The sequence below is a fragment of the Persicitalea sp. genome (assembly GCF_041751555.1).
Classification (GTDB): domain Bacteria; phylum Bacteroidota; class Bacteroidia; order Cytophagales; family Spirosomataceae; genus Persicitalea.
Genome location: NZ_JBGSXF010000500.1, coordinates 21,353 through 36,525 on the forward strand (window position 1 = coordinate 21,353; position 15,173 = coordinate 36,525).

General features: G+C 51.3%; 19 protein-coding genes. 9 read left to right on the forward strand and 10 right to left on the reverse strand.

Annotated features, from left to right (window positions below; genetic code table 11):
- The first annotated feature begins 144 nt into the window (after positions 1-144).
- Entirely contained in the window at positions 145-1,104 is a 960-nt protein-coding gene (locus tag ACEW8P_RS17725) for an MBL fold metallo-hydrolase (protein ID WP_373514410.1), read from the forward strand.
- 43 nt (positions 1,105-1,147) lie between these two features.
- Here the strand turns inward: ACEW8P_RS17725 and ACEW8P_RS17730 are convergent, their stop codons facing one another.
- On the reverse strand, positions 1,148-3,031 hold the full coding sequence (locus tag ACEW8P_RS17730) for a M61 family metallopeptidase (RefSeq protein WP_373514411.1): 1,884 nt from the start codon (positions 3,029-3,031) through the stop codon (positions 1,148-1,150).
- A 141-nt stretch (positions 3,032-3,172) separates the two neighbouring features.
- Here ACEW8P_RS17730 and ACEW8P_RS17735 point away from each other — a divergent pair, with 141 nt between their 5' ends.
- The 3 genes from ACEW8P_RS17735 to nfi all read left to right on the forward strand — a co-directional run bounded on the left by ACEW8P_RS17735 (position 3,173) and on the right by nfi (position 4,856).
- The gene (locus ACEW8P_RS17735; RefSeq protein WP_373514412.1) at positions 3,173-3,421 is read left to right on the forward strand and encodes a hypothetical protein; all 249 of its coding nucleotides are present in this window, start codon (positions 3,173-3,175) and stop codon (positions 3,419-3,421) included.
- Positions 3,422-3,424: 3 nt separating this feature from the next.
- The gene (nth, locus tag ACEW8P_RS17740; protein WP_373514413.1) at positions 3,425-4,087 is read left to right on the forward strand and encodes an endonuclease III; all 663 of its coding nucleotides are present in this window, start codon (positions 3,425-3,427) and stop codon (positions 4,085-4,087) included.
- A gap of 79 nt (positions 4,088-4,166) precedes the next feature.
- Positions 4,167-4,856, forward strand: coding sequence for a deoxyribonuclease V (nfi, locus tag ACEW8P_RS17745; RefSeq protein WP_373514414.1), 690 nt, complete (start codon positions 4,167-4,169; stop codon positions 4,854-4,856).
- Positions 4,857-4,993: 137 nt separating this feature from the next.
- On the opposite strand, the gene ACEW8P_RS17750 is transcribed toward nfi, so the two are convergent.
- The 4 genes from ACEW8P_RS17750 to ACEW8P_RS17765 form a co-directional block, all read right to left on the reverse strand.
- Positions 4,994-5,308 (reverse strand): HPF/RaiA family ribosome-associated protein, encoded by a 315-nt coding sequence (locus ACEW8P_RS17750; RefSeq protein WP_373514415.1) that lies wholly within the window; start codon positions 5,306-5,308, stop codon positions 4,994-4,996.
- Positions 5,309-5,451: 143 nt separating this feature from the next.
- On the reverse strand, positions 5,452-6,993 hold the full coding sequence (locus ACEW8P_RS17755) for a M20/M25/M40 family metallo-hydrolase (RefSeq protein WP_373514416.1): 1,542 nt from the start codon (positions 6,991-6,993) through the stop codon (positions 5,452-5,454).
- A gap of 116 nt (positions 6,994-7,109) precedes the next feature.
- The gene (locus tag ACEW8P_RS17760) at positions 7,110-8,060 is read right to left on the reverse strand and encodes a lipid A deacylase LpxR family protein (protein WP_373514417.1); all 951 of its coding nucleotides are present in this window, start codon (positions 8,058-8,060) and stop codon (positions 7,110-7,112) included.
- Positions 8,061-8,099: 39 nt separating this feature from the next.
- A complete protein-coding gene (locus tag ACEW8P_RS17765) occupies positions 8,100-8,606 on the reverse strand; it encodes an NADH-quinone oxidoreductase subunit A (RefSeq protein WP_373514418.1) in 507 nt (168 codons plus the stop codon).
- Positions 8,607-8,854: 248 nt separating this feature from the next.
- Here ACEW8P_RS17765 and ACEW8P_RS17770 point away from each other — a divergent pair, with 248 nt between their 5' ends.
- Both ACEW8P_RS17770 and ACEW8P_RS17775 read left to right on the forward strand, forming a co-directional pair.
- Positions 8,855-9,517, forward strand: a complete 663-nt coding sequence (locus ACEW8P_RS17770; protein WP_373514419.1) for a hypothetical protein — start codon at positions 8,855-8,857, stop codon at positions 9,515-9,517.
- A gap of 85 nt (positions 9,518-9,602) precedes the next feature.
- Positions 9,603-9,857, forward strand: coding sequence for a hypothetical protein (locus ACEW8P_RS17775; protein WP_373514420.1), 255 nt, complete (start codon positions 9,603-9,605; stop codon positions 9,855-9,857).
- Between the two features lie 89 nt (positions 9,858-9,946).
- Here ACEW8P_RS17775 and ACEW8P_RS17780 read toward each other — a convergent pair whose 3' ends face one another.
- A complete protein-coding gene (locus ACEW8P_RS17780; RefSeq protein ID WP_373514421.1) occupies positions 9,947-10,366 on the reverse strand; it encodes a helix-turn-helix transcriptional regulator in 420 nt (139 codons plus the stop codon).
- 117 nt (positions 10,367-10,483) lie between these two features.
- Between ACEW8P_RS17780 and ACEW8P_RS17785 the strand changes: the two genes are divergently transcribed.
- Entirely contained in the window at positions 10,484-11,065 is a 582-nt protein-coding gene (locus ACEW8P_RS17785; RefSeq protein ID WP_373514422.1) for a hypothetical protein, read from the forward strand.
- Positions 11,037-12,080: a hypothetical protein gene (locus ACEW8P_RS17790; RefSeq protein ID WP_373514423.1), complete on the forward strand. Its 1,044-nt coding sequence runs from the start codon at positions 11,037-11,039 to the stop codon at positions 12,078-12,080. The genes ACEW8P_RS17785 and ACEW8P_RS17790 overlap by 29 nt, the downstream gene beginning before the upstream one ends.
- Positions 12,081-12,133: 53 nt before the next feature.
- Here ACEW8P_RS17790 and ACEW8P_RS17795 read toward each other — a convergent pair whose 3' ends face one another.
- The 4 genes from ACEW8P_RS17795 to ACEW8P_RS17810 form a co-directional block, all read right to left on the reverse strand.
- Entirely contained in the window at positions 12,134-12,580 is a 447-nt protein-coding gene (locus tag ACEW8P_RS17795; protein WP_373514424.1) for a hypothetical protein, read from the reverse strand.
- A 21-nt stretch (positions 12,581-12,601) separates the two neighbouring features.
- Positions 12,602-13,096 (reverse strand): hypothetical protein, encoded by a 495-nt coding sequence (locus ACEW8P_RS17800; RefSeq protein ID WP_373514425.1) that lies wholly within the window; start codon positions 13,094-13,096, stop codon positions 12,602-12,604.
- 153 nt (positions 13,097-13,249) lie between these two features.
- Positions 13,250-13,768, reverse strand: a complete 519-nt coding sequence (locus ACEW8P_RS17805) for a very short patch repair endonuclease (protein WP_373514426.1) — start codon at positions 13,766-13,768, stop codon at positions 13,250-13,252.
- 85 nt (positions 13,769-13,853) lie between these two features.
- On the reverse strand, positions 13,854-14,045 hold the full coding sequence (locus ACEW8P_RS17810) for a hypothetical protein (protein WP_373514427.1): 192 nt from the start codon (positions 14,043-14,045) through the stop codon (positions 13,854-13,856).
- A gap of 110 nt (positions 14,046-14,155) precedes the next feature.
- Here ACEW8P_RS17810 and ruvB point away from each other — a divergent pair, with 110 nt between their 5' ends.
- A complete protein-coding gene (gene ruvB, locus ACEW8P_RS17815; RefSeq protein WP_373514428.1) occupies positions 14,156-15,172 on the forward strand; it encodes a Holliday junction branch migration DNA helicase RuvB in 1,017 nt (338 codons plus the stop codon).
- Position 15,173 lies beyond the last annotated feature (1 nt).

The window sequence follows — 15,173 nt, forward strand, 5'->3', positions numbered from 1 at the left end:
GAATAAATTTTTTGTAAAAAGAGAAATGCTTACGCGCTTAATATACGTAAGGTAGTTTTTAACTAAAACTTGTCACGTGGGCGGCATGGTTTTTTAACTGTTTTGGTTTGGATTTGATTTTTTTGAAACAAACAAAATATAAGCATGGATTGGGGTAAGATGATAGGAAAGGGCGATTATTTTGAGGTCGCGAAGGGTATTTGGGGCATGAAAGAGTACTTCGTGAACGTCTATATGGTGCAAAATGAGGACGACGGGAAATGGGTACTTGTGGACACAGGACTCCCTATTTCGGGAAGTAGCGTCAAAAAAATGGCCGACGATCTCTTCGGCGAAGGTACTCGCCCGGCCTGCATTATCCTCACCCACGGTCATTTCGATCACGCGGGATCGGTCAAGGAACTGGCGCAAGAATGGAATATCCAGGTCTATGCCCACGCTATGGAAATGCCTTACCTCACGGGCCGTTCCTCGTACCCGCCTGCCGACCCAAGCGTGGGTGGTGGCCTGGTCTCCGATCTTTCCTGGACCTTTCCGATGGGGCCGATTGACATTCGGCGGTGGGTCGCACCGCTACCCGCCGACGGTCACGTGCCTGGTCTCGATGGCTGGCGGTGGTTGCACACGCCCGGTCATGCTCCCGGCCACATTAGCCTGTGGCGCGAGGATGACAGGACGCTCATTGCGGGGGATGCCTTGGCAACGGTGAAGATGGAGTCGGCCATTGCTACCATCACGCAGCAGCGGGAACTGCACGGTCCGCCGATGCCTGTCACCTACGACTGGGGAGCTGCTGAAAAATCTGTCCGCAAACTGGCCGATTTGAAACCAAAAGTGATTGCCGCTGGTCACGGTCAACCCATGCGCGGCAAGGCCATGCGGCAGGAACTCGAACAGTTAGCCAACAATTTTTACCGTCTGGCGCTGCCCGCGCAGGGCCGTTATCGCAACCGCCCGGCGCTGGTCAATGCCAGCGGAGTGGTGTTCTTACCACCGGCCGTGGATAAGAAAGATTCTACCCTGAGTTTGGTGCTGGCGGGCGTGGCCGGGGTCGTGGCGTTTGGGGTCGTGGTGTTTCTGCGGCGACGGCAAATGATTGCGTAGCATGTGAATTTTTGAATCCGTTGGTGGAAGCTATCAGAGCTTTTTACTTCTCGCCCAGCCATCCACGCTTTTTCTCCTCTGCCTTCCCAGAAATCTTCCCTTCCGTAAGCACCGTGCTATACGATACATCCGCTTGAAGTACCATCTCTGCGGTATACTCTTTCCCAAATCTTTCGAAAGTCACTTTTACCTTATCACCGGGCTTATAAGCAGCCAACAGATTTTGCACGTTAGCGTCTTCGGCAATCGGCTTGCCGCCAAGAGAGGTTAATTTATCACCTTTGGCAAGTCCAGCCTGGTAGGCGGCACTGCCTTCAATGGGCTGGGCGACCAATATGGCTGCCTTATCCCTGACATCCAGATAGGCTCCTGAGTAAGCCTTTTTAGAGTTCACTGGCTGGAAGCTCACGCCGACGGATTTCAGCAATGTCTTGTAATCCGGCATTTGTGAGTCGAAAACGTACCTACTGAAAAACTCACTGCTAAATTTTTGTCCCGCGTAGCTTTCCAGCGCCAATTGCAAGTCGCGAACGGTGTAGGGAATCTCGCTCTTACCGTAAGTTTTCCAGACAGATTGCATGAAGCCATCGAGTGACAACTCTCCGCCTAAATCACGCAGCGAAAGATCAAGGGCCAAGCCCAAAACGCTGCCATAAGTATAGTAAGAAATGAATGTGTTCTCCCGATTGACCGGGTCGATGGAGGCCGCCGCGTCTACGAAGGGCGCTTGATAGCTCATTTCGACGGGATTGAAGTACTTGCGGGCGGGCGAATTGATGACGTAGTTGAGACCACCCGCCAGTCCATCCACGTAGTCTTGGGGCGAGATAACGCCCGCCCGGCAGAGCATTAATCCCGTGTAGTACTGCGTGAAACCCTCGGCAAACCACAGTTCACCCGACATATTGGCCTCGGTGTAATCGAAGGGTTGCAGCGATTTGGGCCGAATGCGTTCCACGTTCCAGCCATGAAAGAACTCGTGGGCGACCGTGCTGGCGTTGCGGGTCAAGCCGCCATCGGCCAGGCTGCGGGTGCTGGTCAGTACCGTCGAGTTGCGGTGTTCCATGCCATCGCCCGATACGTGTGGCAGGTAACAAGCCAGGAAAGTGTAGGTACCAAAGTCGTAATCGGGTAGTTCGCCGTACACGGCTTTTTCCTGTGCCACAATTTTCTTGACGCTTTCCATATAGGTATCCAACTCGGCGTCGGTGCCGTCGTGGTGCAGCGCGAAGCGAATGGTGTACGACTTGCCGTTAGAAGTTTCGGTGAATTCGCGCAGCGAGAAATTGCTGATCTCAGTCGGACTGTCCATGAAGTAGTCCAGGTTGGGGGCCGAATAAATGTCGCCGCCCAGCGGCCGGAGTTGCGTGGCGACCTTCCATTTCAGATCAGCGCGGAGCCTGAAATGTACCTGGATAGGCCGCTGCGGGTAGTCGGCGGCGTACATGAACGTAGCGGGAATGTTAAGGTGGGCGTGGGTTTCATCGATTTGTGAGTAGGTGCCATCGCCCCGGTCGGCAAAGAGCGTGTATGTGACCCGAACAGTGCCGTTGTGGCCGCTGACGTCCCATTGGTAGGGGTTGGGCCGCGTGACGGTGAGTGGTTTGCCGTTTTCGTCGGTGGCTTTTACGTCGTAGACATTCTTGGCAAACTCGTGCAGGGCGTAACGTCCCGGCGAGGTGCGACTCATGCGCAGGGCCAGCACTTTGGGTTCGAGCGCTTTGAAAGTGGCTGTCACCAGTGCCTCATGGTGAACGGCGTTGGGGAACTCAATTTCGTACTCGTGGGCGGTTTGGGCAAGAAGAGGCCCTTCGGCTACGCTCAGGATGACAAGTAAAATGCGAGAGAGGAGGAAAGGGGGCCGCCCGGTGGGAGAGAGGAGCGATCCGTCGATACGGAAAGGAAGATAGGAGCAAAACTTTTTCATAGGTGGCAGGGAGTGTCGTTTTGTTGTTGATTGCAAATCCTGCCAAAGTTAAACAGAAAAGCAGATCGGCGCGGCACACTTTTTTATCCCGTGAGGAATCTCTATCCACTATTAATCAAATAAAACTTAGCTTCCTGACCCATGAAGATTGGTGGCAAACTGCTCAAAAAGCTAAAAAAAACATACGCGCCTTCCAGCCTGATAGACTTCACCTTCGAGCGCTACGACGCTGCCATGAAAACCGACGAGGCGGGTCATCCCATCCTGCTTTTTATTGGTAAAAAAGGGGAGGACGGAAAAATCAGGGGCCACCGCTTCGTTCGTACGCTCATCCGAGACCAAGCCGACAAAATCATCAAAGACCACTGGGACAACCACGGGAAGGTATAGGCCATGAAAGAAAACCTCGAACTAAAAAAAGTCCTCGACCTCATCGAAACCGCCATCCGCCCCTTCCCGAAAGCCGCCATGTTCGAGCTGCGGGAACGAGGCTACGACTCGCTCTTCGAGCAGTTGATTTCCTGCGTCGTTTCCATTCGCACCCTCGACGAGACAACCATCCCCGTGTCGCTGGCGCTGTTTGCCGAGGCTCGTACGCCCGAAGCCATCCTGAAACTCAGTTCTTCCCGCCTGACCGCCCTGCTCTATGGCAGCACCTACCCCGAACAGAAAACGAACACCATCCTGGGAATCGCGAAAGCCGCCGTAGAACAATACGAAGGCCAGCTACCCGCCGATTATACCAAATTAACTGACCTAAAGGGTGTAGGCCCCAAGTGCGCCAACCTAGCACTGGGCGTAGCGGCGGGCCACAAAGCCATCAGCGTGGATGTTCACGTCCACCGTGTCATCAACCGCTGGGGCTATGTCGCCACCAAACAACCCGAACAAACCCTAAAAATTTTAGAGCAAAAAGTACCCGTCGAACTCTGGACTGAAATCAACCGCCTTCTCATGCCCTTCGGCAAACATATCTGCACGGGCAACTTACCCAAATGCTCCACCTGCCCCGTGCTGCCCTGCTGCGAACAGATAGGAGTAACGAAGCATCGGTAAGGGCCATCGGCAGTTGGCTATTATTTTTTCGCATCAAGTTGCTGGTAGATAGATTTCACTCATCACCGATCACTAAAATATGGCTTCCCACTTAACCTTGCACCCCTGGAACGTCACGCCCGCCGAGGCAGTAGGGTTACAGGAGGATTTGCGGCAGCATATCATGGTTCAGCCATTGACTAGTCCGCCCGAGACTATTGCGGGCTGCGATATTTCTTTTAATAAATACGAAGAAACCGTTTATGCGGGGATCGTGGTGCTACGGCTGGATACATTGGAAGTAGTGGAGGAAGCGGGGGTGATTACCACGGCTACGTTTTCTTACGTACCCGGCTTGCTGACTTTCCGCGAAGGCCCGGCCCTGCTGGAAGCCTGGGAAAAGCTTAAAACCGTTCCCGATGTCGTCATGTTCGATGGCCACGGCCTGGCGCACCCGCGCCGCCTGGGCATCGCTACCCACATGGGGCTGTGGCTCGACCGCCCTGCTTTCGGCTGCGGCAAGTCGGTGTTGGTCGGTACTTTTACTGAACCCGCCCCCGAGCGTGGCAACTGGTCACCGATGATACATAAGGGCGAAACAATCGGCGCGGCTTTACGCACAAAGAACAAAGTCAATCCAGTGTTCATATCGCCTGGCCATCTCATTGACCTGACCACCGCCGTCGACCTTACGCTTCGTTGTGATGGCGGCTACCGCCTTCCAGAACCCACTCGGCGGGCGCATTTATTCGTGAATAGATTGAGGAAGGGGGACACCGAAGGCTTGTAAGGTCGAACCTGTGTGTTCGCCCGATTGCAGAATCAATTGCCGTATTGCCGGCTTACCGCTTGATGGCGGGAAACAATAAGCATCAAAAAAAGCTCCGCCGAAACCTCGGCGGAGCTTACTTATAAAAAAATTGCAGATCAATAATTCCGGGCCTTCCCCTTCGCCGAAGTGAGCGAGGCTTTCAAAGTATCGAGGGCAGCGGTGATGGCCTGCATAATCGTATCCTGATTCTCGGTAACCACGATGGGAGCCATCCCTTCCATGCGGGCTTCCATCAGGCAGCGTTTGTCTTGACTACCTTCTTTATGGCTGTTCTCATCCGAGAGATGCACCTCCACGCGGGTGAGCTGCTTGCTGAAACGGCTCAACTTGTCATTAATCAGGGCATCGAGTTCCGCTTCAAATGCTTCGTGGACGGTGATGTGATTGTCGGTGTTTATCTGGATAATCATTTTTTATTGGATAGTTGAAATTGGAGACAGGGCCGCCTGTGCGGCTGATAGTGTCGTTTGAGGAATTAACAACGAATTGGACGTATCTGTTTCGGCTAAAAGAACAATGCCATCATCGCGTCGCGGAACTATTAACTCTCCACTCAATCAATTCCTCCCTTCCGCGTCGGTGACCTTTGCTCCGGCCAGGATGTAGGCTCGCCGTTGCGACCGATGGGAACGCGCCTTTCTTTGGAGGTACTTTTATCGTCCTCGCTGGCCATGTAAACCAGAATCGCAGCCAGGATCACGTTATCTTCCACGTCGTCGAAAACGATCTTGTCATAGGTGTCGAGGTTCGTGTGCCAGGTGTAGTTCCCGTACGACCAGCTCAGCGAACTAAGCGAAAAAGCCGGAACGCCCGTCGCCAGGAAAGAGGCGTAATCGGAGCCACCACCGCCGGGATTGCCAGGGAAGTCGTACTTGATGTCTTTTTTGATGTCGTTGGGTACTTTGTTCATCCAGCGACCCAGGTAGTCGTAGGCGTCCACGAAGCCCTGGCCCGATATGTTAGCCACGCGGCCCGTACCGTTGTCCTGGTTAAAGAGCGCCTGGATTTTCGGCATCAGGTCAGGGTGATCTTCCACGAAGGCTCGCGAGCCATTAAGTCCCTGCTCCTCGCTGCCCCAGTGGCCGACGAGGATCGTGCGCTTGGGGTTGGGGTACACCTTTTTCAAAACCCGCATCGTTTCCATCATCGTGATGGTACCCGTGCCGTTGTCGGTGGCACCCGTACCACCGTCCCAGGAATCGAAGTGGGCCGACAGCATCACGTACTCGTCGGGTTTTTCGGTGCCTTTGATTTCGGCGATGGTGTTGAAGGTCGGTACCACACCCGTTTCCTTTGACTCGGCCACCAGGTTGATGACAGGCTTGTCCCCGCTCTCGACCAGCCGATAAACCAGACCGTAGTCTTCCACGCTCAGGTCGATAGTGGGTACTTTTTTGGTGTAGGCGCCGAAAATTTTGTTGGCCCCAAATCCCTGCGACCAGTAAGAGGTGACGATGCCCAGGGCCCCGGCGTCTTCCAGCGCAATAGGCAACTCGCGGCGACCGAAACCTGTCTTGCGTAGTCGCTCATACCATGCTCTGGTCATTTCGTCGCGGTCTTTTCTTAATTTACTGAAAGAAGAGTCCGTCGCGAATTCCTTCCAGTTGTAGTCGGGCCGCCCGGTGGGCTGCAGCATCGAAATCATCACCAATTTACCCTTGGCGTTGGGTAACCACTTTTGGAACGCCAACGAATCGGCGAACTCAGGCAGGATAATGACTTCGGCCTTCACGCCATTCTTCGGCGTTGGTGGACTCCACGCCAACTGCGTCCCGGCCAGCGTCTTGACCCACGGACTCACCAGGTCGATGTGCGTGATGCCGCGTTCCCAGCCGCGCCACTCGCCCCATTTTTCGTTGCGGGCCGGGATGCCCCAGGACTCATATTTCTTCACCGCCCAGTCGTGGGCCTTCTTCATGCCAGGGCTACCCACGAGGCGCGGTCCGATACCGTCCATCAGTTCGTGAGCAATTTTTTGGAGTTGAGAGTTGCTTTCTTCTTCCTTAACGATCTTGTCGATGACATCGTTTTGGGCTTGGGCGAAAGAAAATAAGGTGACAAAGAGAAGCAGTAGGAGACTGTAATGCTTTTTCATGGAATCAGAGATTTTATTGATTGTTGGGCTAAATATATTGGCTGGAAGTGAGAAAACCGCGTATTCTCAAATAGTTTTGGGTAGGAGTGACTCTTTGCGATGCTGTCTGTTTTTCGTCAAAATGCCACCCCCAACTTCACTCCGCCCCAAACATGCTCCCGCCCAGTCTTAAACTCCCGGCTGAGATAAGTGCGGTAGTACTCCGCGTAAAATTTTCTGACTCTTAGCACCACGCCGTAATTATGCTGAAAAGTAAAGCGGTTAATTTCACTGGCCGGAATAGTGTAGGGACTACTGCGATTGAACAATCCGCTTTGCAGCGTGGCATCGTAGCCTACCAAACTACCCAGCGGCTGACTGTACACGTAAATTTGTAAATTCTTTTTTCTGGGCTTTAAGGAAGAAGAAAAAGCAGAATCGAAGTACCCCAGCGAAAGCATTAAACCCGCCTGTACTTTATCTGACAGCGTCCCCAACCTGATTTGGGCGTTAGAATTTAGCGACAGGAAATCCGGAACAGCAATTAACTGCCGTTCGTGGTTCAGTTCGTAGTTCACAACTACGTCGTTGCGGATCTGGTACTGCCAGCCGTGCGGCTCCGCGTCGCCCGACCAGCGGTGGATGGCCGTTTGCATCTGTCCGGCAAAAGCCGCCTGGCCCACCATGCCCAGGCTCAATACTGAACTGAGCCGCTGTCGCCGCGCCGTATCCACCGAAACCGAAAAGGATTTGAGCATGATGACGCCCGCGAAGGGCCGATCGCCGCGCAGGATTTCGTCGCTCTTGATGCTGGTGGGCGTGAAACCGAAATGTTCGAAGGCCAGTCCGTCCAGCCTCGGGCGATTTCTGTAGCGAAGGTGAATTTTGGACAAAGGATTTTTAGCAAAAACCGGATGCGCTATTTCAAAACTGTACCCCTGCGTGTAGTAGTAGTCGGTTCGGCTGCGGGAAAAGAAGTCGTTGTCGTAATGAAATCGGAAGTAGCCCTTACCTGGAATATCCCGTTGCGTAGCGGTATTGTCGATCCGCTGGGCTATACTGAAGGCGGGAAGGAAAATGATGAACACAAGGAAGAAGCAATTTTTGCGCATAGCTTCAAATACGCCTTAGCTGTTTGGAAAGATCGGAGACTCTCCTGCTCCTCGTTGTCCTCCAAACTTTTCATTTACCCGCTCGTACAATTCTGAAGGCACAGGGGAATCCACTTCGCTGATTTTTGGGTTGGGCCGCACCCAGTCCAGGTAGCCTTTGGCCCAGGCGTAGGCGAGTCCCAAAGCGAGGATGCCGACGAATACCGCCATTTCGGCTAAGGCAAACCATCCCCAGCGACCGTCTGTTTGGGCTATTAAATCCTCTCGGCCAAAAACGACCGCCCAGGGAAAGAGGAAAACCAATTCCACCTCGAACAGCACGAAGATCAGCGCTACGACATAAAACCGCACGTTGAACTGCACATTGGCATTCCCCACGGGATCTTCGCCCGACTCATAAGTAGTATTCTTCTCAGGGTTTGGGTTGTCAGGTCGCAGCAATCGGCCCACACCCAAGACCGTACCCAACAGTACGAAGCCTGCAATGATAAAAAGTAAAATAATCCCGAAGTCCGTCAGCATAATTTTTCTCTCGTAAGGTCGAACAAGCGCACCTGCAAGCCCGTGCATGTACTTAACTGCATAGTGTTTGATGTTCTTCGCTCAATCACGAAGCACCAGTCCATCTATTGCAAAGGTAGCAAAACACTGCTCCGCTACCCGTACCAATTTTATTTAACAAAAAATGCAAAAAAAATTGCATTATGATATAAATATATCATAGCTATACCTTATATTTGTGGTATAGATTTATATTAAACTTGAAATACATGGAAACGACCAATAACGAAAACCAACATATATCCGCCGCTCCTGCCAGCTTGAGCGTAATGCAGCAAACCGATAGTGCTTTGGTAGCAGCCAGCGAGCAGAAATACCTGTACTTCGAGGGACGGCCTCGCGAGTACCGATTTAATGGCCAGAATGGTCAGTTCAACCTTTACGGCGATCGCGTGTTGACTGATGCTTCGGGACGCCTAGTTTCAACTTTTTCTTTTCAGCCCATTGCCTACCGCATCTTTGAAGACGGACTCTTTGGTCGGTCTTTGCGGGAGTTGTGGGCCGAGCTTTTCTTCATAGACGAAGACAACTGCGTGTCGTCCATCATGTTCAATAATACGTCGGTTAACGAATTGTACCGTCTGTTGGAACCTATCCTGTACGAACGTAAGTCGCTGTGTGACGTGGTGCTGACGATCAAGCCCGAGCGCGTACAGAGCAAGAGCGATCCCAATAAGTCGTGGTTCATTGCTCGCTTTTCTTACGAAACTGCCAAGCCCGAGCGCATTTCCGAAATGCGGGAGTTCGTGAAAACGCACCGCGTATTTCGTAACGAAACGTTGACGGTTTCTGCCCAGCATAAGCTGGTGTCGCAGGGCTACTACTTGGCCATTGACCCGTTGGATGACTACTCGTTGCAGCAGGCAGCTTGAATTGGTTGAGAGTTGAAAGCTCTTTCGACTCAGATGACCAGAGTATGGCAGCGTTTTGCCAATCACATAATCAAAAAACTAAATCATGACTAATAGTGGATTTATTGCCCTGCGGGGACAGCACTCGTTCCACATGGTGGATCGAAAAAGTATCAAAGAAGTTGAAATAGGGGAGCGGAAGACGAAAGTAGTTACGCCTTACCACACGCTGGAAGTGGAGACGATGTATAACGCGCTGGCACTGCGCTCGCTTTGCGAAGAGCCGCTGCCAGACATGTTTGTGGCTAAGGAAGATTCGGGCGACGAATTCTACCCAAGGCTGAACGACCTGCCGTTCTAAGTGATATGGTACGGTCGGGCTCACGCTCAGGCATCTTGCCCGCTTGGTATAACAATTCTATCAACGGCAAGATGCCCGTACCACACATATCAAGAAAAAACCTCTTTTCCTTGAACGGTGCCATTGCGGTGGGAATGATTGATGACCTCGCGCAGAATAATGATCTGCTGTTTTAAAAGTTCGATGGTTTCGTTCCGGTCGGCAATCTGCTTTTCCAGATTCTGGTTGCGCTCATTCAAACGGTCAGACTGTATTTGCGGAGTACTACCGCTCGGATTCATGTAGGGTTCACCCGTGCCCCGCAGCAGCCAGTCGCCATTAATGTCATCGAAGCGGTTTGTGATGCTCACCAGCGTGTCATAGCTGGGTTTGGTTCGACGATTCAGGATGGTATAGAGCTTGGCGGGCTTGTCGAAGCCCAGTTCCTTACTCAGCCCGTAAACGGTCATTCCTTTATTTTCTAGAAGGAATTCGATGCACTCATGAATATCAAGTGGTGTGTCTTTCATCTTTTATATAATTTGGCTATATTTGCTGCGGTTCACAAAAATATCAATTAGTTCCCGGTTTCCAATAGCTTATTTGTAAAATATACTTTTAACTAATTTTTATTGTATATGGAAAATGTGAAAGAATACTCGGATTGGACGCGGCCGGAGGTGTCGCCCGAGTGGGAATTATTTAGAAGCGTGCAGCAAATGAGTTGGGATGACCTAGCTACAAATGCAAATCGTTGTTTGCTCGATATGTATCGTAGCACCGAACTCGGACTGGATCTGCAGAAGGCGCTGTCTTCTCCCAAGCTCAACCAACTTGGCGAGAAACATGGAAAAGATTTGGTCTGCCGCTTGATTGCGCTGACAGTTCTGGTTTATTTCGACCGTCTTCCCAAAAACACCGAAGCCAATTTCGGTACGTGGCGGCTGCGACAAACCGCCGAGTGGCTGTACGACACCTATTCCTGCGAAAGCTTGCGGGATTTGATGTACGCCTTCCGCCGGGCGCAGGGCTATTATGCCCATGACCTTCTGGAAGTGATGACCAACTACCTGGAATGGCGGGCGGGTAAATTAGAAGCCATCCACCAGGCCCGTAGCCAGGCAGTGGCGAGTCCCTGGCCTAACAATTTTAAGGAGAAACTGCCGCAGCGCTGGTTTCTCGGATACCAAAACTCAGCGAATGGAAGCAACAGTCAGGAAGCCGCGTAAGCGTAAAGTAAAAGTACCCGCCGCGCCGGAAGTGCCCGACGTGGTATCTGTGAATAAGGAGGACGCAACCGCCAAAAAGCCGCGAAGGCGTAAGGTGTATAATGCCAAAAGAGAAATCGTTTTCTTAACGCCCACTGTACCCGAGACAAAGCCCAATATGGCAGCGAAAAAGCGTGGGATCAAAAAAGATGAGGCTGTCCCTGAATTGAAAAATGCTCCGGCGAATAGTATTGAAAAACAAGAGACTCCCGTAAAGTCTCCGCGCAAGCGCAAAGCAAAAGTAGTTGCGCCGAGCACAGACTTGACAGTAGCAGTGGTTCCCACACCGGAGGAAAAAGTGGTAAAATCGACCCGCAAACGCAAAACAAAGGTACCTGCTGCCGAGGCAGAAACTACTCTTCCTGAAACTCCAAAGCCTGCTAAAAAGAAGAAAGCTACCCAAGCTAGTTGGGACAAATGGGTGAAAACTACCGTGGTGGCGGTCAGCCCCGATGTCTGGAACATTCACGCTTCCGAACTGAGCCATAATTCTCAATTCCTTACCGATCTGAGAAAACTACCCACTCGCGTCCTGCTTGACACCCCCGCCCTGGATTACTTATTCCGTTGTCCTGACCGCCTGTCGCACAACGCGCGGTTGGTGCTGAATGAGGAAGGTGTCGAATGCATGGTGAGCCTGGAAAGTATCCACGAATGGGCCGACAAAATGCGAACTGGCCATTATTTGATCGATAAAGAAAACGGCTTTTTTGATAAAATTTTCGACCGCTTCGACCTGGAAAGCGTAATGACGACTACGGAGGTGTATCAAAAATACGTTTCCTTGAAAGCCAATACATTCATAGATATTAGTTGGGAAAGAAAATCAGAGGACATAATAAGTACCCGTTTGAACGCTGACGAACGCCCCACCAGAATCATTGCCGCTCAGGCGCTGGTTCTTGGAGTACCAATCCTGTCGCCCGACTTACGATACGAAGCCTATAAGAAGGACGGTCTGAGGACAGTCTGGTAGTGACAGCCTCATAACATCTACAGGTTTACAATTTATTCTCTGCGATAAAAAGACTAACTCAACAGAGAATACGAAATAAGCAATCTCCCATCGGCCCGCCACCGAATCCACCCCTGCCTCGTGCTTTTAAGATCATCGTTCAGCAACTCCACTCGCATCCAATCGTCTTGGATGTGGATAGGTCTTAGAAATACATAGGTTTTGTTCACCTTGCCCGCATGAGTTAGGGGTTTGATGTACACATCTTGATCCATACCTTCCAAGTACTCCACTGAGTGAATGCTTAGCAAAAACTCCGGCCAGTAAACTACCTTTCCTGCTTCTCGGTCCACATAAGCACGTTGCTGAGTATCGGTATTTACTACCACCTCCACGAAATAATTCCCCACGGACTTCACCCGAAAATAGAGCACGTCGTAATCCAATTTCAAATGATTAGGAACCAACCAGGGCGGGGCGTAGGAAATGTCAGTTCGGCTCTGTCCAAAACGCTTAAACACGAGGCTGTCCGTAGGAGTGTGTTAACTGGCTGATTTTCCGAAGGCAGGATTCCCGTAAAAATACATAATACCTCGATCAAAATAATCGGGGGAAAAGAATCCCAAGCCCATAGGTGTATCGGTATTTTGGCTTGGATTAGTATCGGAAATAGAAACGATTTTTTCAATAACAGCAGGCTTAACGGGTATCGTCGGTTGGGGGTTACTGCGCTGGACTTCACCTTGCCGGAAAGAAGATTGATAAATCGTATACAAAATTCCGACGGTCAAGACGGCGGTGAGAATGCGATTAGTCTTCACCACTGCAATGTGAGAAGCATAAAACGCTACGAAAAAATAAACAATTAGGGCAAGAAAGGCAGCCACTAAGCCGTAGCCGAAAACGATAGCTCCGCCAGCCAAACCCTGTCCTTTACCTGCTCCCGAAAGGCCTCCATACGTTAGGACAAGAATAAAAAAGACGAGAACGGCCAGCAAATACAGCAGCAGACTGGCTGGTTTGATCAGCTTTTTCATAGGGAAGTTTCGAGTTGAGTATAGCTGAATATACCCAATTGACTGCTTTTTGAAAAGCGTGATTAATACAATAGGCTGGGAATGAAGTCACCTGAGAGTTACTGATTTGAAAGTGAATAGCAAAAGAGAATGAAAACTGAGCAATCAAAAAACTCACTCTTCTGGCAAACCATAATCTGGGAGTTCTTCTGCCACCATTTCGTAGCGTTCAGGTGCTTCAAAAGTAAGCTTATATTCAGCTTTGTCACGACTGTAAAGAAAGCGAAGCAGTCGCCCGAGGGTCTGGGCGCGGTCGGTGGCAGTGCGTAGTTCGCACTCATAGATCGTCCAGATTTTCCAACCTAGCTTTTCCAACAGGAAGATATTGCGCTGATCGCGATCGCGATTGGCTTTGATTTTTTCTTCCCAGAAATTACGATTGGACTTTGGTAGTTTGCTGATCCTGCAAGGCGTATGGCCGTGCCAAAAACAACCCTGTATGAACACTACCGCACCGTATTTCTTCAAAACCAGGTCAGGACGCCCAGGCAGTTTGCGATCGTGCAACCGATAGCGAAAACCGTGTCCATGCAGGCACTTCCGCACAATCCACTCCGGCTTCGTATCCTTCGACCGAATCGCCTGCATGATTTCCCGCCGCTTCTGCTTGTCGAAAATATCCAAATGGGTCAATTCGGAATGATTGAATTAGGAATGTCGGAATATCTCGAGTATCTGGCGAAAGCAATATTCACTCATTCACTAATTCAAAATTAAATTAAGCCGCCTGTCTTCCCTCGTACTTCCGCATCCTCTCATCATAGAGAGCCAGTCCGGCGCGGATGGCTTGGCGCATTTCGGCGGCGGTTAGTCCACCGGACTGGGCTATTTGGTAACACTGGCTAGTGAGGGAGCCGTGTTGGGCGGCTCTCTGTTTTAAGTACAATATAATTCCTTGTTTTCCTCGCATGGTAGTGGTCGATTTTTTCTTTTACAAAGATAGAAAATTTATAATACAACTATATTATAATCTGGAAAAGATCGCTATATTTGTGTTGTACAAGAAATCAAAAAGAAAGTATGAACATAGTCAGACAAACGCTGCCCGACTCGGTGCAGGAAGTAGAGTTAGAGCGCGCTCTGCGGCCTTTGAGCTTCAACGATTTCTCCGGTCAGGAAAAAGTGTTGGACAATCTCCGCATCTTCGTTCAGGCAGCCCTCGAACGGCAAGAACCGCTGGATCACGTGTTGTTACATGGCCCGCCTGGCCTGGGTAAAACTACCTTGGCGTGTATTCTGGCCAACGAATTGGGGGCACACCTCAAAACTACCAGCGGCCCGGTGCTGGACAAGCCCAATGAACTGGCGGGACTGCTCACCAATTTGCAACCCGGCGATGTGCTTTTTATCGATGAGATTCACCGCCTCAACCCTGTGGTGGAGGAGTATTTATACTCAGCAATGGAGGATTATAAGATCGACATCATGCTCGACAGCGGCCCTAATGCCCGCTCGGTTCAGATCGGTCTAAGCCCGTTCACCTTAGTGGGGGCAACGACTCGCGCCGGGATGCTAACTACCCCTTTGCGGGCCAGATTCGGCATTTCCTGTCGTCTGGAATATTATCAGCCGAGCCTCTTATCTACGATCATTCAGCGTTCAGCGGAGTTGTTGGGTTGCCCAATCAGCGAAGACGGGGCCCTTGAACTCGGCACCCGTAGCCGGGGGACGCCGCGCATCGCCAATAACCTGCTGCGCCGCGCCCGCGACTTCGCGCAGGTACTTGCCACAGGCACGATTACAACCGACGTGGTACAGCGGACGCTGCGGGCATTGGAAGTCGGTGAGAATGGCTTGGATGATATGGACAACCGTATTTTGACGGCCATCGTAGAGAAGTTTTCGGGCGGTCCTGTGGGTCTCTCTACTATCGCTACCGCTGTGGCCGATGAGGCCGAAACGATTGAGGAATTGTACGAACCCTTTCTCATTCAGGAGGGCTATCTGAAGCGCACCTCACGGGGCCGGGAAGTGACCGAAAAGACTTACCAATATTTAGGTGTGGAGATGCCTGAGAAGTACCAGCAAGCCGCCTGAT

Coding starts and splice junctions, on each gene's coding strand:
- ACEW8P_RS17800 (WP_373514425.1), bottom strand. CDS start 13,096: ATGAAAAAGCTGATCAAACCAGCCAGTCTGCTGCTGTATTTGCTGGCC.
- ACEW8P_RS17765 (WP_373514418.1), bottom strand. CDS start 8,606: ATGCTGACGGACTTCGGGATTATTTTACTTTTTATCATTGCAGGCTTC.
- ACEW8P_RS17755 (WP_373514416.1), bottom strand. CDS start 6,993: ATGAAAAAGCATTACAGTCTCCTACTGCTTCTCTTTGTCACCTTATTT.
- ACEW8P_RS17750 (WP_373514415.1), bottom strand. CDS start 5,308: ATGATTATCCAGATAAACACCGACAATCACATCACCGTCCACGAAGCA.
- ACEW8P_RS17730 (WP_373514411.1), bottom strand. CDS start 3,031: ATGAAAAAGTTTTGCTCCTATCTTCCTTTCCGTATCGACGGATCGCTC.
- ACEW8P_RS17770 (WP_373514419.1), top strand. CDS start 8,855: ATGGAAACGACCAATAACGAAAACCAACATATATCCGCCGCTCCTGCC.
- ACEW8P_RS17725 (WP_373514410.1), top strand. CDS start 145: ATGGATTGGGGTAAGATGATAGGAAAGGGCGATTATTTTGAGGTCGCG.
- ACEW8P_RS17780 (WP_373514421.1), bottom strand. CDS start 10,366: ATGAAAGACACACCACTTGATATTCATGAGTGCATCGAATTCCTTCTA.
- ACEW8P_RS17810 (WP_373514427.1), bottom strand. CDS start 14,045: ATGCGAGGAAAACAAGGAATTATATTGTACTTAAAACAGAGAGCCGCC.
- nth (WP_373514413.1), top strand. CDS start 3,425: ATGAAAGAAAACCTCGAACTAAAAAAAGTCCTCGACCTCATCGAAACC.
- nfi (WP_373514414.1), top strand. CDS start 4,167: ATGGCTTCCCACTTAACCTTGCACCCCTGGAACGTCACGCCCGCCGAG.
- ACEW8P_RS17790 (WP_373514423.1), top strand. CDS start 11,037: ATGGAAGCAACAGTCAGGAAGCCGCGTAAGCGTAAAGTAAAAGTACCC.
- ruvB (WP_373514428.1), top strand. CDS start 14,156: ATGAACATAGTCAGACAAACGCTGCCCGACTCGGTGCAGGAAGTAGAG.
- ACEW8P_RS17775 (WP_373514420.1), top strand. CDS start 9,603: ATGACTAATAGTGGATTTATTGCCCTGCGGGGACAGCACTCGTTCCAC.
- ACEW8P_RS17735 (WP_373514412.1), top strand. CDS start 3,173: ATGAAGATTGGTGGCAAACTGCTCAAAAAGCTAAAAAAAACATACGCG.